15 protein-coding genes and 1 pseudogene are annotated in these 20,568 nt (G+C 39.3%); 14 read left to right on the top strand and 2 right to left on the bottom strand.

Translation table 11 applies throughout. From position 1 onward, the window contains the following. Positions 1–410: 410 nt before the first annotated feature. The 14 genes from galU to wbaP all read left to right on the top strand — a co-directional run bounded on the left by galU (position 411) and on the right by wbaP (position 17,669). Complete coding sequence (galU, locus tag WA302_RS04340) at positions 411–1,307, top strand: UTP--glucose-1-phosphate uridylyltransferase GalU (protein WP_049205978.1); 897 nt, start codon at positions 411–413, stop codon at positions 1,305–1,307. 53 nt (positions 1,308–1,360) lie between these two features. Then, positions 1,361–2,254, top strand: a complete 894-nt coding sequence (locus WA302_RS04345) for a UTP--glucose-1-phosphate uridylyltransferase (protein ID WP_147822997.1) — start codon at positions 1,361–1,363, stop codon at positions 2,252–2,254. 426 nt (positions 2,255–2,680) lie between these two features. After that, positions 2,681–3,817, top strand: coding sequence for a polysaccharide export protein (locus tag WA302_RS04350; protein ID WP_147822998.1), 1,137 nt, complete (start codon positions 2,681–2,683; stop codon positions 3,815–3,817). Positions 3,818–3,825: 8 nt separating this feature from the next. Next, on the top strand, positions 3,826–4,260 hold the full coding sequence (locus WA302_RS04355) for an arsenate reductase/protein-tyrosine-phosphatase family protein (RefSeq protein WP_147822999.1): 435 nt from the start codon (positions 3,826–3,828) through the stop codon (positions 4,258–4,260). A gap of 12 nt (positions 4,261–4,272) precedes the next feature. Further along, positions 4,273–6,450 carry a tyrosine-protein kinase Wzc gene (gene wzc, locus WA302_RS04360; protein WP_261456169.1) on the top strand — a complete coding sequence of 726 codons (2,178 nt, stop codon included), beginning with the start codon at positions 4,273–4,275 and terminating at the stop codon, positions 6,448–6,450. A 15-nt stretch (positions 6,451–6,465) separates the two neighbouring features. Then, positions 6,466–7,974, top strand: coding sequence for a lipopolysaccharide biosynthesis protein (locus WA302_RS04365; protein ID WP_261456170.1), 1,509 nt, complete (start codon positions 6,466–6,468; stop codon positions 7,972–7,974). A 34-nt stretch (positions 7,975–8,008) separates the two neighbouring features. Continuing rightward, positions 8,009–9,085 carry a polysaccharide pyruvyl transferase family protein gene (locus WA302_RS04370; protein ID WP_336063064.1) on the top strand — a complete coding sequence of 359 codons (1,077 nt, stop codon included), beginning with the start codon at positions 8,009–8,011 and terminating at the stop codon, positions 9,083–9,085. Positions 9,086–9,095: 10 nt separating this feature from the next. Next, positions 9,096–10,271, top strand: coding sequence for a glycosyltransferase (locus WA302_RS04375; RefSeq protein WP_147823003.1), 1,176 nt, complete (start codon positions 9,096–9,098; stop codon positions 10,269–10,271). Between the two features lie 11 nt (positions 10,272–10,282). Continuing rightward, entirely contained in the window at positions 10,283–11,341 is a 1,059-nt protein-coding gene (locus tag WA302_RS04380) for a glycosyltransferase (RefSeq protein ID WP_238476082.1), read from the top strand. A gap of 89 nt (positions 11,342–11,430) precedes the next feature. Further along, a complete protein-coding gene (locus WA302_RS04385; protein ID WP_147823004.1) occupies positions 11,431–12,582 on the top strand; it encodes an acyltransferase family protein in 1,152 nt (383 codons plus the stop codon). Positions 12,583–12,612: 30 nt separating this feature from the next. Beyond that, on the top strand, positions 12,613–13,929 hold the full coding sequence (locus tag WA302_RS04390) for a hypothetical protein (RefSeq protein ID WP_147823005.1): 1,317 nt from the start codon (positions 12,613–12,615) through the stop codon (positions 13,927–13,929). A gap of 25 nt (positions 13,930–13,954) precedes the next feature. Next, a complete protein-coding gene (locus WA302_RS04395) occupies positions 13,955–15,025 on the top strand; it encodes a glycosyltransferase family 4 protein (RefSeq protein ID WP_261423826.1) in 1,071 nt (356 codons plus the stop codon). Positions 15,026–15,027: 2 nt separating this feature from the next. Next, positions 15,028–16,116, top strand: a complete 1,089-nt coding sequence (locus WA302_RS04400; RefSeq protein WP_147823007.1) for a glycosyltransferase — start codon at positions 15,028–15,030, stop codon at positions 16,114–16,116. Between the two features lie 119 nt (positions 16,117–16,235). Beyond that, on the top strand, positions 16,236–17,669 hold the full coding sequence (gene wbaP, locus WA302_RS04405) for an undecaprenyl-phosphate galactose phosphotransferase WbaP (protein WP_261423818.1): 1,434 nt from the start codon (positions 16,236–16,238) through the stop codon (positions 17,667–17,669). Between the two features lie 107 nt (positions 17,670–17,776). Here the strand turns inward: wbaP and WA302_RS04410 are convergent. Next, positions 17,777–18,848, bottom strand: a pseudogene (locus WA302_RS04410) (integrase core domain-containing protein). A 342-nt stretch (positions 18,849–19,190) separates the two neighbouring features. Beyond that, on the bottom strand, positions 19,191–20,477 hold the full coding sequence (locus WA302_RS04415; protein ID WP_261423816.1) for a cellulase family glycosylhydrolase: 1,287 nt from the start codon (positions 20,475–20,477) through the stop codon (positions 19,191–19,193). Between the last annotated feature and the right edge of the window lie 91 nt (positions 20,478–20,568).

Below are 20,568 nucleotides of genomic sequence, written 5' to 3' on the forward strand. Positions count from 1 at the left end.
AAACGTCTTATTAAATATATTTAAATCAAAATATTAAAACAATTTTCTTCAACTATGATTCTTATCGGTATGTGGCATGAGTAGTCTTATTCTGAAAACGGCTGACTGGGGGGATCTAAGGCTTGTATCACTTAGGCATTAGTATAAGAATCTTAGTCATATAACGGCAGTAACTAGCATCGTTTGGTTATAAAGGCACCGATTTTTTTATTTTTTTGTGAACAGCATGACAGTTCAAACGAAGAATGAGTGCCGTTTTGCATAAAAATTACTGGCTCATACAATGACGTGGTTGGATGCGTCAATACAGTACTTTGGTAGCTGCAAGCCAAGGGCGGTAGCGTGCCTGATTGAATCCCCTTGTTCACGCTGCACAGGTGAGTGCAGCGCTACGATGAATTGGAATGAAAATGCAAACAAGACTTAAGGCAGTGATCCCCGTTGCGGGCTTGGGAACCCGTATGTTGCCAGCGACCAAGGCTATTCCTAAAGAAATGTTGCCCGTGGTCGATAAGCCCTTAATCCAGTACATTGTTGCTGAATGCGTCGCGGCGGGGATTAAAGATATCGTATTGGTCACGCATTCATCGAAAAACGCGATTGAAAACCATTTTGACACTTCTTTTGAGCTGGAGGCCATGCTCGAAGCGCGCGTAAAGCGTCAGCTCCTGAGTGAAGTGCAAAGTATTTGTCCGCCGGATGTTACCGTGATGCAGGTGCGTCAGGGACAGGCGAAAGGGTTGGGGCATGCGGTGCTTTGCGCCAAACCAATGGTGGGTGATTCTCCTTTCGTTGTGCTGTTACCCGATGTTTTATTGGATGATTCTACGGCGGATTTGCGTAAAGAAAATCTGGCTAAAATGATTCAACGTTTTGATGATACGGGTTATAGCCAAATCATGGTTGAACCGGTGCCGGAACAAGATGTGTCCAAATATGGTGTGGTAGATTGCGCAGGCGCGACGATAGCTGCTGGAGAAAGCGCACCGATGACGGCGGTGGTTGAGAAGCCGGCCCGTGAGGATGCACCTTCCAATTTAGCGGTTGTCGGCCGGTATGTACTTTCAGCAGAAATTTGGCCGCTGCTTGAAAAGACCGCTCCTGGCGCAGGCGACGAGATTCAACTGACCGACGCGATCGCGATGTTGATGAAAGAGCAAACGGTGGAAGCGTTCCATATGAGCGGTAAATCCCATGATTGCGGTGACAAGCTTGGTTATATGAAGGCGTTTGTGCAATATGGTCTGCGTCACGGTTCGGAAGGTGAGAATTTCAGCCACTGGTTGAAGCAGACGTTGGGAAAGTAACAGGTTGTCGCCACCGCGGCTGAGAGCGAACACGAGAATGAATGAGGTTTACCATGACGAAGTTGAAAGCGGTTATTCCCGTTGCCGGATTGGGCATGCGCATGCTGCCGGCGACCAAAGCGATTCCGAAAGAGATGTTGCCAATCGTTGATAAACCGTTGATTCAATACATTGTCAACGAATGCGTCGCGGCAGGGATCAAAGAGATCATCCTGGTGACGCATTCTTCCAAGAATGCCATCGAAAACCATTTCGATACCTCATTCGAGCTGGAGGCGATGCTGGAGGCCCGTGTGAAGCGGCAGCTGTTGGATGAAGTGCAGTCGATAACGCCAAAAGGCGTGACGCTGATGCACATTCGCCAGGGGCAACCAAAAGGACTGGGACATGCCGTTCTCTGCGCTAAACCGTTGGTCGGTGATTCGCCGTTTGTTGTTCTGTTGCCGGACATCTTACTGGATGACGCGAAAGCGGATTTGAAGACAGACAATCTGCCGCACATGATTGCGCGCTTTGAGCAGACTGGATTGAGTCAGGTTTTGGTGCAAAAGGCAGACGAACACGTACTGCATGATTATTCCGTGGTTGAGTGTGAGGCCAGCAACCTGAAACCAGGCGCAAGTGCTCGTATCACATCGATTGTTGAAAAACCGGCGCCGGAAACCAAGTTGGAATCCAACTATTCTGCTGTAGGGCGCTATGTCTTGTCCGGCGATATTTGGCCGTTGCTGGAAACCACGGAACCGGGAGCCTGGGGACGTATTCAACTGACCGATGCGATTGCAGAATTGTTGAAACGCAAACCGGTAGAGGCGACAGAACTGGTGGGGGAGTCGTTCAACTGCGGTGAAAAAATGGATTACCTTCGCGCTTTTGTCACTTATGGGTTGCGTCATCCGACCCAAGGCAAAGCTTTCCGGGAATGGGCTGAACAATTGACTCTTTAAAAATCTTATCGTGTATGTATACCGCTGATAGCTGCCTAAGTGGTACCTGTTGAATCTTGGGTAATATCGTTATTCCCGTTTTTAGATTACTATACATGCGATAACAAGTTATTCTACCTACGATGCGTGTAAGCCCATTTTTTGACTGGTAGATCTTGTGCAGCATTAGAACGTGAGGTGGTTTACTCATGACTTTTCATTCTGCCTGCGAGGTATGGGACACAGAGCAACTGCTTTGTCTCATTATAATATCTATGCAAGAGTCAATGGCATGTAAACGATATAAGCATAGCAACAGGTACCTTACCGTTATGTGGTAGGAATGCAGTATACCGACGTATTTTGGCAAGGTTAAAGATATGCAGCCACTGTTGCTTGGCATAGTAGCTCTGTAGCTACATTTACTTCGAAAGTGATGATAATTTGATGGCAAAACGACAATTGAAAATGATATCGCTGTTGATATCAATCAGCGTAATCAGCGGATGTACCGTGTTTCCGGGAACTCATCTATCAACTAGCGGTAAAGATGTTGTAAAACAAGATGATGCAGATTACGATATCGATAAATTGGTTAATGTCTATCCTATGACTCCAAAGTTGTTGGATTCACTACGACCAGAGAAAATAGTCGCGCAACCTAACAGTCAATTGGACGGGATGTTGCGTACTTACGAATATCGGATTGGTGTGGGTGATGTACTAAACGTTACTGTATGGGATCACCCTGAATTAACTACTCCGGCCGGCCAGTATCGTAGTGCAAGTGATACGGGGAACTGGGTGCACTCTGATGGGAGCATTTTTTATCCCTACATCGGTAAGGTAAATGTAGTTGGTAAAACAGTAACCCAGATCCGTGATCAGATTTCCAATCGTTTGGCGCAATACATTGAAAGTCCTCAAGTAGATGTCAGTATCGCAGCTTTCCGCTCGCAAAAGGCATATGTAACCGGCGAGGTAGCCAAATCGGGACAGCAAGCGATTACTAACGTTCCGCTGACTGTTATGGATGCGATCAACGCGGCTGGAGGGTTAACTGAGCAGGCTGACTGGCGCAATATCGTACTCACTCATAACGGTAAAGAGCAGCTAATTTCGTTGCAGAAATTGATGCAAAACGGTGACTTGACGCAAAATCGTCTACTCTACCCTGGCGATATCCTCTATATTCCACGCAATGATGAATTGAAAGTCTTTGTGATGGGGGAAGTAAAAGCGCCTGCTACATTAAAAATGGATCGTAGCGGTATGACGTTGACAGAAGCGTTAGGCAATGCACAAGGTTTGACTCAAAGCACAGCCGATGCTACAGGCGTTTTCGTCATTAGGCCGTTGCATGGCTCGCAGGGCAACAAACTTGCGAATGTTTATCAACTGAACATGGCCGATGCAACAGCACTTGTGATGGGGGCCGAGTTTAAATTACAGCCATATGATATTGTGTATGTTACCGCTGCACCTGTCGCACGCTGGAATCGTTTGATTTCACAACTTGCGCCGACGATCGCAAGCTTCAACGATCTAACCGAAGGTTCGCTGCGTATACGTAACTGGCCATAGAGAGTGCTATGTTTGATTCAATTCTGGTTGTTTGTGTGGGTAACATATGCCGCTCTCCGACAGCGGAGAGAATACTTATTCAGCGCTTACCGGGCAAGAAAATAGCTTCGGCGGGAATATCTGCACTTGTGGGACATGCTGCTGATAGCACTGCATGTGCCGTTGCTAAAAAAAACCATTTAGATTTAGAGGGGCATGTTGCACGGCAATTGACTAAAGAAATGTGTCGCGAGTACTCGCTTATCTTAGTGATGGAAAAAGGTCATATAGATGCGGTTTGTCAATTGGTGCCCGAGGTACGTGGAAAAACGATGCTATTAGGACACTGGTTGGGTCAAAAAGAAATTCCTGATCCGTATCGTAAGAGTTACGAAGCATTTGAATTTGTCTATGGCCTCATTGATGAGGCGGCTCAGAAATGGGCGCAGGCATTAAATCGTTAACCAGAGATTACAATGACTGATAATACTAGAGCAGGCTTATCTAAGGCCAACGAGCACGATGAAATTGATTTAAGCCGCCTTTTAGGCGTGTTACTTGATCACCGGTGGCTTATCACTGGTGTGATCACACTTTTTGCCGTGATTGGGATCATTTACTCGATTTTTTCTACGCCAATATATCAAGCTGATGCAATGGTGCAAGTTGAGCAGAATGCCGGCAATTCAATTTTAAGTGATTTCTCTCAAATGCTGCCGTCAGGGCAACCTGCTTCAGCTACAGAAATTGAACTTATTTCCTCACGAATGGTTCTAGGTAAAACGGTTGATGATCTTAATCTTGATATAGCGGTAAATCAGGATTATTTCCCTATATTTGGCAGAGGATGGGAAAGATTAATAAATAAAGAACCAAGCGAGCTATTAATTGGTCGTCTAAGTGTGCCAGAGTTCATGGCTGAGAAACCAATGGAACTTAAGGCACTAGGTAGCAATCAATATTCTTTGAGTTTTGACGGAAAGGAAATTACTAAAGGTAAGGTTGGGATCCTATCTTCCTCTGATGGTATTAAGATCTTGGTTTCCGATATAAAAGCGGAAGACGGGACAACCTTCCAAGTCACTAAACGATTGAAATTAAATGTTATCAATGACTTGATAAAAAATCTCACCGTCGAAGATAAAGGGAAAGATACAGGGGTTTTGGCACTCAGTTTAACTGGGGAGAACAAATGGCGTATTCGAGAAGTTTTAGATAGTATCACTAAAAATTATTTACTACAAAATGTTGAGCGAAAATCTGAAGAAGCAGGTAAAAGTTTAAGTTTTCTTAAAGAGCAAATCCCTGATGTGCGCGCTAAGCTTGACTCATCCGAAGATTTGTTGAACAAATATCGTCAGAAAAATGACTCGGTAGATCTTTCTCTTGAGACTAAAGCTGTACTTGATTCTATTGTGTCTGTTGAAACTCAATTGAATGAATCAACGTTTAAAGAAGCAGAAATATCTAAGCTATATACCAAACAGCACCCTGCTTATAAAGCATTACTTGAGAAGAGGCAAACATTAGAAGAAGAGAGAAACAAGCTAAATAAACGCATTGCGACAATGCCTAAAACGCAACAAGAAATTTTACGCCTGACACGTGATGTTCAAGTTGAACAAGAAATTTTTATGCAATTACTGAACAAAGAACAGGAGCTTAGCGTAACTAAGGCGAGTACCGTTGGCAATGTAAGGATCATTGATCCTGCGTTGACCCAGATTAATCCTGTTCAGCCGAGAAAAACACTAATTGTACTGTTAGCTATCTTCTTAGGTGGTTTGATCTCTGTCGGTTTCGTGTTGTTGAAAACGATGTTGCATAAGGGGATTGACAATCCTGAAGCCTTGGAAGAACAAGGAATAAATGTTTATGCAAGCATTCCTTTATCTGAATGGCAGCAAAAGAAAGATATCGAAATGGCGAATCGCCGTGGCAGGAAGGTTTCTTCTACTGATTCAACTTCTTTACTTGCTGTAGGTAATCCGGCTGATCTTGCCATTGAAGCAATCCGCAGTCTTCGTACTAGTTTGCATTTCGCAATGATGGAAGCAAATAATAATGTGCTTATGATTTCTGGTGCTAGTCCGAACATCGGTAAAACGTTTGTCAGTATTAATCTCGCGGCTGTTATTGCTCAAACGGGCCAAAGAGTATTGGTAATCGATGCCGACATGCGCAAAGGTTACTCACATGCTTTGGTCGGTGGGGACTGGAAAAACGGTTTATCAGATTTATTATCTGGGAAAATTGGGTTCGAAAAAGCTGTCCAGACTACGAAGATTACGGGCATGGATTTTATTCCGCGGGGTCAGATACCGCCAAATCCATCCGAACTTCTGATGCACTCACGCTTTGCCGATTTACTGCGCGTAGCAGGTGAAAAATACGACTTGGTCTTGATTGATACACCTCCAGTTCTGGCAGTAACGGATGCATCAATAATCGGCCGGCTGGTCGGAACGTCATTGATGGTTGCACGTTTCGGCATTAATACTGTCAAGGAAGTTGACTTCAGTATTCGTCGATTTGAGCAAAATGGGATCAATATCAAGGGCGTAATCCTTAATGCTGTTGAGAAACGCGCTAGTAATTACTATGGCGGCTATGGTTATTATCAGTATAGCTACATTAATGATAAAAAACTGTAGCGTGAAACACTAATATTGGAGCTGCTGGGGACACCTGGCAGCTCTAGTTTTTTTGCTACCAATAAAGTCTATATAATGACACATTCATCATTAAGAGATAGAGCTGTATCAGGGATGATATGGAGCATAGTTGAAAGGTTTCTTGTGCAAGGAGTGCAATTCGGTATCAGTATTGTTCTGGCGAGAATTATTTCTCCATCAGACTTTGGACTGATAGGGATGGTTGCGATTTTTATAGTATTATCGGATATTATTATTAATAGTGGTTTCACTCAGGCGCTAATTCAAAAAAAAGATAGAACTCAAGTAGATTATTCGACGGTATTTTACTTCAACTTGCTTATAAGTATTATTCTTTATGGTGGTATTTATTTTATAGCACCGTTTGTTGCCGAATTTTATAATTCACCTGCGATTACACATATTGTTCGAGTGCTTGGCATTAGTATTATTATCAAATCCCTATGTTTAGTGCAAACGACTAAACTATCGATTGAGCTAAACTTTAAACTAAGAGCCAAGGTTAACTTTTTATCTGTAGTCATTAGCGGGACAATTGCACTGTATTTGGCATATCACGAATATGGTGCTATGGCTCTTGTTTACCAGACTATAATAAACTCAATCTGTGTAACTATTCTTCTGGCTATCTTTCTAAAATGGCGCCCGAATTTTGTTTTTTCATTTGATTCTTTAAAGCAACTTTTTGGGTTTGGTTCGAAATTATTGTTTGCAAGTTTTGTTCGTACAATTGTCGATAATTGTTATTCAATATTAATCGGACGTTTCTTTTCAAGTAAGGAAGTAGGTTATTATACTCAAGGGCGAAATATCCCAGATTTGATTTCGGTGAATTTATTTAATATCTTACAGGGCGTGCTATTTCCTATCATGTCAGCAACGCAAGACGATAGGGAGAGACTTATTCGGATATATAAGAAAAGTCTAGATATGACAGCTTTCATAGTAATGCCTGCAATGGTTGGCTTTACATTCTTGGCAGAACCTTTTGTTCACTACTTCCTTACTGACAAATGGCTACCAGCCGTTGTTGTTATTCAGTGGATTTGTCTGTCTCGAATGATTATTCCTCTAAGTGCACTTAATTGCAGCTTAATTAATGCTGTCGGTCGTTCTGATACCTATTTAAAAGTTGATTTGAGTAAATTGCCTATAACTATAGGAGCTTTGTTACTTACAGCACCCTATGGTCTTACAGCGGTTGTGATTGGGAATTTTTTTGTTTCGCTGATTTGTTTCTTTATCAACTCATATTATCCTGGGAAGTGGTATGGGCATGGTGCATTGCAGCAAATAAAAAGTATGTTGCCTATGATTTTGGCAACGCTGATTATGTCAGTGGTGTTATGGTTTATTAAAATTGATAATGGGATTTACGAAATACTCACTAAAATTATTATAGGTGCGTTGGTCTACTATTTGGCAAGCATGTCGCTGAGGATTAGCTCCTGTGAAGAAATTAATAAAATTATTCTTTCTAAAATAAAAAGAAAGCATAGTTGAAAGCCATAAAAGTAGTTATATTGAAGGGAGAATAATGAAAACTGTACTTATAGTAAATGAAATCTGTTCAGATAATATTGGCGATCATGCGATTAATGAAGGTATTAGAGAGTTAGCCCGTGAGAATGGCTATACTCCGTTAAGCCATGGTTTTGATGCGGATAAAAAAAATGTTGTTCCAGTAAATAAGAATGAAAAAATAACTCCTAAAGTTTTCTTACGAAAGTTGAAGAATCTAATCATCAACAGAATTCGATTTCTGAAATATTTTCGTTGGTATCTTGAGAATAATTCACGCATCAAGGATGCTATAAAAAATGATTTTTCTTTATTGATGATTGGTGGCGGCCAGCTCATTCAGAGTGGGGGAACCTTCCCTATCGCCATGTTTTTATGGGCCCGTCATGCCAAGGTTAAGAATAAGCCATACATAATTCTTGGTGTCGGGTGTGCGGAGAAATTCAACTTGCTAGATAGACTGTTGTTCAAATATGCCTTTAACAATTCAGAAGGTGTTTATGTCAGAGAGAGACGCTCTATAGAGAAGTTGGATGAGTTTTTTAATTACCCAGCAAAATACATTCCAGACTTAGCATTTGCATTATATGGAAAGAATAAAACCCTTGATAAAACTATCACAATAATTGGCGCTACAGCATACTATGTTTATTTGAAAAATGCCAAGGAATTAGAGTGGGCGTCATATAAAAGTCAAGAGGAATATGTAAGTGATTGGACAAATATTGTTGAAGAAGAGATAAGATTGAAGAAAAACAAAATACTATTTATTTCGACAACAGTCGAGGATGCGGCATTGAATAGTATGATTTATCATAAAATTAAAAGTAAAAACCCAACTGCGGACGTAGAGTTATTCGAGAGCGTTCCGGAGTTGAATACGTATATTCAATATCTCAGTGCTTCGGAAAAAATTTACTCTGGGCGTATGCATTCACTTATACTAGGCAAGATTCAAGGTAATGAACTAGAGCCATGGCTTATCTCAAAAAAAATCGAATACTTCATGGAGGAATATGGTGGGAGGGATGCTTTGGATATAAATCGCGAATTGAAAACTATTTTTTCAGCGATTATCAAAAAGTTAGGCTAAGGAGTATATTTTGCTTTTATTTGATTTGACTGCAACTCAATCCTCTCCGGAATCGAGATTCCATGGCGGTTCTGAATATGCTAAACAAGTTTTTTTTTCTAGTATCGAGCGAGGTTACAAAAGTTTCACTTGCGTATTTGATAAAAAAAGAGAGCTAGATGAGGCAATCAAAAAAACATGTTTTGAGCATGGTATCGAAATAATAGGCGTCTCAGGAGATCGTGAGTTAGTCGATCTCATTAATTCAAATCGCTTCGCTAAATTTTATTCTGCTTTGCCTTATCATTTGCACGAGATAAAAACCGATAAATTAGATTTTATCATGACCGTACATGGACTACGAGAGATTGAGTGCGGTTATGATCCTGTTCAATGGCATTATCGTGACGGTATTATCTCCAAGGTAAAACTCGCAGTGAAACGCGTATTATATAGAGAGAGAGAATGGAAATTTTACTATAATAGATTTGAACGATTATTGAGCAAGTCGAGAATAAAAGTAATTACTGTTTCGGAGCACAGTAAACATTCGATGTTGTGCTTTTATCCCTACCTGAAAGGCGACGATATCTATGTGTCCCCGGCTCCATGCCCGTTTGGTAAAGGGCAACCACTTCTGGGAGATAGATATACGCATCTAACTTCCTTTGGCGGAAGTTATTTTCTTTTAGTCAGTGCCAATCGGTGGATGAAAAATAACTATCGTGCGATTAAGGCTCTGGACCATTTCTATACAAAAAATAAAAACTGCGAGATTGTGACGTTTGTTCTTGGTAAAAATAAGCCTCATAGTGATATACAAAACAAAGATAAATTTGTTTTTATAGACTATGTTGATTCAGAGTCATTGGACTGGTTTTATAAAAATGCTTATGCATTTATCTATCCTAGCTTAAATGAAGGATATGGATACCCGCCACTACAAGCAATGCAATACGGAACCCCTGTTATAGCGTCTGCTGTTTCCAGTATTCCTGAAGTCTGTAAAGATAGTGTGCTTTATTTTAATCCCACAAATATTGATGAAATAGAGAATAGAATATCACAGATCTATTATAATAAAGAGCTATATAGACATCTTGCGGTTTCAGGAGATAAGAATGCTTCGGAAGTAAAGCTACTTCAGCAGCAAAAATGGGACAAACTGCTTGCGGTGATATTTGGTTATGACGGTCCTTTAAATTGAAAGAGGGTACAGTGAAAAAAATTCTTTTTATAATGCCGATACTTGGGTTATCTGGTGCGGATAGAGTTATTTATACTCTCTTAAACAATATTGATAGAGGAAGGTTTAAGCCTTATCTTCTTCTGTATAAGAATGATAGCAAAAAAAATGTTTTGGTTAAAGAGTTGGAAAAAGATGTTGTTGTTGAATATATTAATGTAACAGGAAGAGCAAGGTACGCACTTCCAAAAATTTTATTTGGTATTAGAAAAACATGTAAGAAACATGATATAGATTCAGTTTTTATTAGCTCAGGAACTTCAAACGCAACCTTGTCACCTTTTCTTTCATATTTTGGACGTGGAATTAGAAAGATAGCTCGGGAATCTAACTTGCCAAGCTTTTTTGAAAAGAATTTCATTGCAAAACTGTTATACAAAACCTGCTATAAAAATTATGACGTGATCGTAGCCCAAAGTGATGACATGGTTAATGATCTCGTTGAAAAAATGGATATACCAAAAAGTAAACTTGTTAAGATAAATAACCCCTTGGATTATAAACGTATAAAGACACTAAGTTTAAAAGCAAGCGACTATGAGTTACCAAAGGAGCGGGTCAATCTGTTGACGATTGGCCGGTTAACGTATCAGAAAGGCTATGACCAATTACTTAACGCTTTCAGTCGGTTGGAGAAAGGTGTTTACCATTTAACGATCGTCGGTGAAGGAGAGGATGATGCAATGTTGAAAAAGCTTCATACAAATTTAGGATTGGAAGATAGCGTGACTTTTATAGAGTCAACGGAAAATCCATATGCGCTGTTAAGAGCTGCGGATATTTTTGTGTCTAGCTCTCGCTGGGAAGGTTATCCTAACGTTGTGATCGAAGCGATTGCTTGTGGGACACCAGTGTTGGCAAATGCATATCCCGGTGGAATAAATGAAATTATAAATGAAGGCAATGGAGTTATTTGCGATATAAATACAGAAATGGAGTGTGCACTAAGCAAGGCTCTATCGATAGATAATGTTTCTTTTGATAAATCTGTTATCGATGATATTTTAATAAAATACGAATCTATACTGTAAACTAAATTATTCTTTTAAAATGAATGAAGTCGTAGTTTAATTTATAATATGGTTCGTAGGATTTACTCTAGTTTCTCTCAAGGTAAAAAATGAAACGATTTACTGTTCTCGATAGTTTCCGGGGCATATGTGCACTATGTGTTGTTCTTCATCATTTCAATATTACCGGAAGCATAACTGAGTGGCCGCTGTTCAGAAATGCAACCTATATGGTTGAGTTTTTCTTCGTCTTAAGTGGTTTCGTGCTGACCCATGCGTATAGTAAAACTGAGTTTCATTTTTCTAACTTGCGCGCTTTTGCTATTAATCGCACGTTTCGCATTTTCCCTCTCCATTTGATGATGTTGCTTGTCTTTATTATACTTGAATGCGCAAAATATGTAGCACAATCCAACGGTATTGCCTTTAATAAACCCGCATTCAGCGGTGTTAATGCACCAGATCAAATTATACCTAATTTATTTTTATTGCAGGCATGGTTACCTTCTAAAGAAATACTATCATTTAATTATCCGTCTTGGAGCATTAGTGTTGAATATTATCTCTATGCGGTTTTTGCAGTTGTTCTATTTTTATTGTATAAGAGAAAAAATGTACTGACCTCTGCGTTCTTCGCCATTTCATTCTTTGCTTTCTATGGATTAGCTTTACCTGTATTTCCTTCTATAAAAAGTGAGGCTCTCTATGGAATCGCTTGTTTTTTTGGTGGTTCGGTTACTTATTTTATTTATGAGGTCTATAAACCGAAGGAATGCAATAAATTATTATTTACTTTGATGGAAGTTGCTACGTTACTTCTATGCTATTACTCAGTCACACAGCAGTATGGTTATAAAAGTATAATCACGAGCTTTTCATTTTTCCTCACTATTTATGTATTTTCATTCGAGATGGGATGGGGGTCATTTATTTTACGGAAATCTATTTTTGAGTATTTAGGTAAGATTTCATTCTCAGTTTACATGACTCACGCTGCGGTTATCTTCATTTCAATTAGTTTGGCCATGGCATGCGAAAAAATTTTTGGTTTGCGTTTTACTTACTCCGTATTCACTAAGTCTGAAAGTACGTTACGTTACATGGATTTTGGATCATGGTTTTACAACAACTTCATAGTTATGATAATAATCGCCATTGTTATTACTGTTTCACATTTTACTTATAAGATTATTGAAGTAAAATCAATATCTGCGGGCAAAAGAATCATGAAAAAAGAAGAAGTGATAAACAATAAAATTTAGATAAGACAAACTTTATTTATGGTATTCACAATGAAATTATTCGGATTGAAACGTATTCCAATTATACTCCTTCTCCTTTTTTTGGCTCTGTGCTTTTTTTCAGGCGTTATCGGTGTTGTTTCTGCAATGCTAGATTTCCCTGTGCTTAAAGTTTGGAAGGAAGCATTTATTGTTTTACTTTTTATTGTTGCTCTTTGTTTTTCTAAGGGAAAAGTTAGCAGTAAGATAGTTATCCCCGTCGTGCTGTTAATGATGATAGGGGTATTTTCCATATATTCAATGTTGGATATTGTGTCCAGCCATACTTTTATAATATTCTATCAACTAAAGTTTGATATTGTTCCTTTGATATTCATTGTTACAGTTCTGCTGATCTTCGCTAAAATGAGCAAAGAAGAACTACTTAGTTTTAGTGTGAAATTCGTTAGGATGACACTCTTTTTGGGGGCTTTAAATGCAATTGCTGTTATTCTTCAACAGTTATTCCCGGATTCATTTATGGGCCTCTTAGGTTTAGATGCTGGCCAGTGGGGAAGTGATGCTGGTGTCCGCCTCAACTCGACGGAGGGTAATATTCGAGCAATTGGGTTACAGTTGTCATTTACCATGTCGGGTGTGTTAATGCTTTTTTGTCTAATTTTATCCGTTGAATGCAGACATTTTTTAAAGAGCAGACTACTTAGAGTTGGTTTTTTCCTTTTATTTTTCGTGGCGATTTTTTGCACAACTTATAAGACTGCTGTTATTGGTCTAATGGTTTATTTCTTTGTTAAGTTCTTCGAAGGATTTCTTCCCTCAATTTCCAAAGTGGCTATATTCATAATTGGAAGCGTTTTAGTTTTATTATTCGTATATTCCACTCATAATTATGCAGTTTATGATAGTGTTCGTGTTTATAATCAAACTGCGGCATATAATTCTATCTACTTGCGTGTTCTGGAACATCATAAAATAATTGCATCTTTAGATTCATTGGAGAAAATTCTTTTTGGCGCAGGGCTTGGTATTAATGGAACATTTGGGTTGGATAAATCTCAATACGGGATTAATGCAATCCCAACAGATAGTGCCTATATTTATTTGGTTAGTAATTATGGCTATGTAGGTTTTTTGACTTATTTATTTATTCTTATATATATACAATTCAAATTATTTTCCATAAAAGATTGTGACATTTTTGGTGCAAGACATTTGATTTTTTTCACTCTAGCCATTGAGTTATTCTACAATCTGGGATTGGGTAATTTCCCTAATAATATGTTTTTAGTTGTTTTTGTGGCCATTCCTTTTGTTCTTAAAAAGAAAGGGTGTACTCGGGAAGATATTTCCATTTATAGTTATAAATAATGATTGTAATATAATGAGAGATGTTATGATTTATATTAATGCAAGGTTCCTTACTCAAGATGTGACGGGAGTGCAACGGTTTGCCGAACAAATTTGCATGGAGTTGGTTGAGCTGCGGAGTGATATTGTTCTCTTGGCACCTAGGGATATAAAAAGAGCTACATTGCCCGCCAGTTTTAATGTGAGATTCATCGGGAAAAAAAGTGGACATTACTGGGAACAAATAGAGTTGCCACGCTATTTGAAATCTCTAGGCTCTCCTCTGCTTCTTAATCTATGCAGTACTGCCCCTGCCTTCTACAATAATCAGATTGTAACACATCATGATGTGACCTATAAAAGGTATAAAAAAAGCTTTTCTCTAAAGTTTAGAGCTTTATATTCGGTGCTAGTGCCTTTGATGCTAAGAAATAGTAAAGCTCTTATTACTGTTAGTAATTTCTCGAAGTCTGAGATTCTTGATTATTTCTCTTATGTTAAAGAGAACGTATATATAGTTTATAACGCCGTAGGGCAAGAGTTTTCACCTGGGATGCTAGAAGAGAATGACAAAGATAAATATATATTGGCGGTGTCATCTCCTAACTACCATAAAAACTTTCATGGTATGTTGGAATCTTTCTCTTTGGTCAAGCGGCAGCATGGTGGGAATGTAAAGTTGAAGGTGATTGGTAAATCTTCTGCTAGTTTTTCCTCTCAAGATTTCTCTAAAAATCTAGTAAATGATGATGTTATTTTTCTTGGGAGAATAGAGGATGAAAAGTTAATCTCACTCTATCAAAATGCAATTGCTTTTGTTTTTCCTTCTTTCTATGAAGGGTTTGGCATCCCTCCCTTGGAAGCTCAAGCTTGTGGATGCCCCGTTATCTCATCAAACAAGGCTTCTATGCCAGAAGTATTAAATGAAAGTGTAATTTATTTTGATCCATATAATATAAATGAAATGGCTGATGCAATGGCAAAAGTGATATCCGACGAAGAAACGAGATCTAAGCTAATAAGTTCCGGATTTGATAACGTAAAAAAATATTCTTGGAAAAAATCCGCTCAAAGCGTATGTGATATAATTAATAGCATAAATTCAGCGAGAGAGTAAATATGAAGATCTTTCATGCGGCTGAAACAATCAAAGGTGGTGTGGCTACTGTTATGCGATTGATTGCATCAGATCACGTTATCAACCCCAAAGTAAGTGAAGTTTATTGTTTGGTTCCAGAAAATCAGAAAGATGAAATCAAACATCTGCCGGCCAGTGCTGTATTAACTTTTGAAAGAACAGGGCGTAATCTCAGGTCTTTTGTCTCTTTTATTAGTCACTTTGTCAAAAATATTCGCCAAACCAAACCTGATATTGTTCACCTTCATAGTACTTTTGCTGGGGTTTTAGGGCGATTAGTTTTAATAGTAATGTATCCTATATATAGACCAAGAGTAATTTATTGCCCGCACGCCTTTTCTTTCTTAATGGAAGGTAGCCACCTAAAGAAATTATTTTATAGAACGATTGAACGAGTTCTATTACCGATTACTGATGCTGTGATTTGTGTTAGCGTCTATGAAAAAAATGCGGCTATAGCAAATGGATTGAAGGAGGAAAAGCTGCATGTTGTTTACAATGGGGTTCCTGCTCCAGCCTCAATGGATTCTCTTAAGAATCCATATCAAATATCAGGGGTTATTAATTTACTATTTGTTGGTCGCTTAGATTATCAGAAAGGATTTGATATCCTTATCAAAATGATGAGTAATCTAGATTCTAAACCTTATCATTTGACTATTATTGGTGGGGCTGTACATGGTGACAATTTATATACCGAATTGCCACAGACAACTTATACTGGTTGGTTATCCTCAGATGAAATATCCCCTTATTTTGCGTACGCCGATGTTTTAATTATTCCAAGCCGCTGGGAAGGTTTTGCGATGGTTCCATTGGAAGCAATGAGCTATGGGACACCTGTTATTTCAAGTAATTGTACTTCTTTTCCTGAAATGATTTTCCCGGGAGTTAATGGTGAGCTATTTGACCTAGCTCATCATGAAAAGTTATCTTCTATTGTAGTTAGCAAGACAAAAGAGGAATGGGCTATTATGGGGAAACAAGCTAAATCTATTTTTCTCGAAAACTTTAAAGTTGATAAAATGGTCGAGCAAACTATGAGTGTTTATAAGCATGTATTGAAATAATACCTAGAAGCCTAGCCCTATCCTATTCTTTTAGTAATTGTCATCTATTTCTTGACGTATTCCATGTGTCTCCATTATCTAAGATGGATGTTTTTTAATTATTTTCTTATGGTAACCTTATGGAAATGAAACATACATACCGCAGTGGCGGTGTAGCAAAGGTTTCACTTGCACTTTCCGATCTTTTTTTCTTTAACTTCGCTTTTTATCTTACTTATATTATCCTTGATGGTTATTTTGGTGGAGCGGGTAAGTTTATTCTTGAGGGGCAACTTTCAACACGAATATTAGCTCAGGTTATTATTTCGTTGGTTTGCGTGGCTTGGTTTTGGGTGCGTTTGAGGCATTATACCTATAGAAAACCATTTTGGTTTGAACTTAAGGAAATTATACGGACGCTATTGATTTTTGCTGTATTAGATTTAGCGTTTGTAGCCTTTTCTAAATGGAATTTTTCTCGTTCTGTGTGGTTTTTATCGTGGGTATTGATCATCTGTATGGTTCCTCTTGGTCGATTCTTGACAAAAAGACTATTAGACAAATTTGGCTACTGGAAAAAACAAACGATTATTATCGGTTCTAAGAAAAATGCCTTTGAAGCCTATGCTGCTTTGCAGAGTGAGGTTATTCTTGGATTTGATGTCTCTGCATTTGTATGTATCGACGAGCCTTGCAAAGATAATTATTTTGGTGTCCCTGTAATTAATTCTGAAGATAAACTCTGGACTGTTGTTGATGTTCAAAATACTCAGTTCATTGTAGCGTTAGAGTTTGAGCAGCATGCATTGCGGGATCGTTGGTTAAAAAATTTGGCAAAACATAATTGTCGTTCGGTGTCTGTTATTCCTACATTACGTGGAGTTCCTCTTTATGGAACCGATATGTCATTTATCTTTAGCCATGAAGTGATGATATTGAGGGTTAGCAATAACCTAGCGAAGAGAACATCTAGATTGACTAAAAGAATATTTGACATATTTGGTTCGCTTGCAATTATGATCATTCTTTCTCCGGTTCTTGCTTTTCTCGCTTATATGGTTTCACGAGATGGAGGCAAACCTATTTATGGGCATGAAAGAGTGGGGCATAACGGGAAAAAATTCAAATGTCTTAAATTCCGTTCAATGGTAACTAACTCTAAAGAGGTTCTTGATGAGCTTCTCAATAGTGATGTTGATGCTAGAGCTGAATGGGAACGTGACTTTAAGTTAAAAAATGATCCTCGCATTACCAAAATTGGTGCTTTTATCAGGAAAACTAGCTTGGATGAATTGCCTCAATTGTGGAATGTTTTTATTGGGGAAATGAGCTTAGTCGGACCTCGTCCGATCATTGAAGATGAGCTAGCGCGCTATGCTGGGGATGTGGACTATTATTATATGGCTAAGCCTGGAATGACTGGGTTATGGCAAGTAAGTGGGCGTAACGATATTGATTACGATACACGGGTTTATTTTGATGCTTGGTATGTTAAGAACTGGGCCCTTTGGAATGATATTGTTATTCTCTTTAAAACTATCTCGGTTGTTTTAAAGAGAGATGGTGCTTATTGATTTTTAAGTAGTAGATATTCCAGCTGTATTAATCAGGCCATCTGTCAAAAAGATGGCTTTGTGACACAAGGCTAAATGAAGTAGGTGATTCTGTAAGCACATCCGGTTTAGTTCCACGCGCTTTTTGAGATTTCCGAATTTTCAGCCATCTGCCAACACTCTTCCGGCGTCAGGTTATCAGGGATTCATGAGGCCGTTCGCTGTTGTATTTCGTCAGCCTGCGCTCTGTGATTTCCGTGCCTCGTTCAACAAATTGAAATCAAGTATTTCTGACTGGTACGTTTGGGTGAACGGTTCGATGAAGGCATTCTGCGTCGGTTTACATGGTTTAATAATCTCCAGAATTCCTCCATATTATCCGGCCTGCTGTGACAGCGCTAGTGAGACCAGTTCTGGTTCGTTACCCATCTGTATTTTAAGCGGGTAGCCGCGGTTTGCCACGCCCCGCTCCAGTACCCGGACGACACGCTGAGCCGGGATATTCAGGTTGATTTCTATCGCCATCGCTTCACGATTAAAATTATCCACCATATTAAAGGTCCGAAAAGTCCAGCCACAGACCAACACATCATGTATACAATCAACGACCAGCTTTGGTTAGACGCTTCTGGCGTTGCCAGTGGTGTCGGGTTACGTACCGGCGGAAGTTTCCCCCTGCGACGAAAACTCAGTTTCTGCAGGCAGTAAATTCGGTGAACACGTTTATGGCTCCAGCTGCTGTCCTGTCTGCACAGCAACAGTAACAACTTCTTAAAACCGCATCGCGGATGACGTTCTGCCAGTACAGTCAACGTGAGGATCTCGGTTCATCACGCCCGGTATCGGGTTGATAAAAATACAGCGTCCTGCTCAGGGATAATGTCCCGAATGCCTGGCGGATGCTCATGGCAAATTGTGCCGCTAGATAATTGACGGGCACCCGCTTCATCACTGGTTTAAAGATTTTTTCGAAAATGTCTTTCGGGGCCCGACATTCAAGACTGAGATCGGAAAACATCTGTTTGAGTCGCCGGTTTTCGTCCTCAAGATCCTTCATTTTTTGATAGTAGAAGCTTCCATCCCGCCATACTTTGCTTCAGACATTCCCGCTTCGCGGCATACATCGTTGGCGGTACGTCCTGCTTCGACAGACTTAAAAACGGTAATGATCTGGCATTCGGTAAATCGGGCTTTGCACATGGTGATCTTCTCAGGGGAGATAATCACTATGTTGGAATATTTCTAAAAATGAATGGTTCGTTTTATCGGGATACTTACAGAACAAGCAAGGTGTTGGCAGAAGGATGTGAGAATGAATTAACGACAAGGAACTCCAAAACAGGAGGCAAAGGTTAGCATTCATAGTGGCGGCAGTTTTGAAGGGTTAGGGTGTGTTTTGGAGAATAAAAACCTTAACATTCTGACTGCCGTTTTCTATTGGTTCATGCTAAGTTCCGTTGAACCAATTTTAAGGCCCCCTTTGGGGGCTGTAATATAAAGGCTTTTCATGCCAGTGCATGTCCTCAACTTAAGTCATCACTTTTAATTAGATATCCTGAGAGTTGGAGTTCCATTTTTTTCCTCGATTATGGTGTTATTTTTTTTATCTTCGATCAATAACGGTGTTACGTCTGAAGTTTTTTTGTCTTTTGCAAGGCCTGCTATTCTGTTAATAAGGTTGGTTTCTTTTTCTTCGGGCTTATTATCCCATGTGATGACGGCTTTTTCTTCTCCGTTACTTAGCTGTATGCTATTTTCCCCTTTGATTGATTGTTTGTAATGCACGACCTGAAATTTTTCGACATAATTGGATATCTTTTTAAGATAAGTTGCGGCTGGTTTAGGGGATAAATTCTGTGAAATGAATCCAAATCTATGCTCGCGGTTTCTATCATTTGCCCCATCGTCAATCAAGTCATACCACCATATCCCTTTAATGTAATCTCGTGACTTGGCTAATAATGTGTATTTAATGACATTTTGAGCAGCTAGGTTGCCTGATATTCCACCGTCACCAATATGTGTTGGGAACCCCATTTCTGTAATATAGATAGGGATTGTGCGTCCAGTTTTTTTTCTTAATTTATCTTCAAAAATATCTATCCCCGCCAAATTACCTTCAGGTTTTCTCATCTCATTATCTGGATTGCGATAAGAATACGGATGGACTGAAATAGCATCTACATAATGCATTAAGTCCATATCCAGCAATTTATCCAACCAGGCATTATCTTTTTCTTTCAATGGGTTTAACGAACCCGTCATCACGATAGCATCAGGATCCGCTTTTTTTATTGCCAGAGCAGTTTTCTTAACGAGCTCAAAGAAAACAGTTTCAGATGGCGGATTTTTTGCTCCTCTGACTCCTGTCCCAACTAACCACTCATTCCATATTTCATAGTATTTTACTTTTCCCTTGAATCTTTTAGCTGTCCAATATGCGTAATTGGCGAAAGCATCTATTGCTGCTTCACTTTGAGGGTATCCTCCTTTGTCATAAAGTGGATTTGTATAGGCTAAAACCAACATGGAACTTAACCCGAAATTTTTTTCACTTTGCGCAAATACTGCGTCGACTTTTCCTAAGTTCCCGATGAGAGAGTATTTCCCTTGAGGTCCTTCTACCTGCGCCCAAGGATAATCCTCTCTTATTGATGTGAAGCCATACTCTTTTGCCAGGTTAAGATAGTAATCACCCGTGTTGGGGTAGTGTCGTACGTGCATGTTGATACCCACTTCAAAAGCATGGGTACTTGTCCCGCAGAGTAAACCGAACGCTGTTATCATCGCTTTTTTCGCTAGGCTGCGAAGTAACTGTCTATGGTTCATATTATCCCCTTTTTGCTAATAATTGCAGATTCTTATGTTGGTAAAAGATGAATGCTTAGAATATTAATGCGAATGGCTTTCCCAAACTTAT

The sequence above is a fragment of the Serratia sp. 201 genome (genome assembly GCF_037027545.1).
GTDB classification, from domain to species: domain Bacteria; phylum Pseudomonadota; class Gammaproteobacteria; order Enterobacterales; family Enterobacteriaceae; genus Serratia; species Serratia bockelmannii.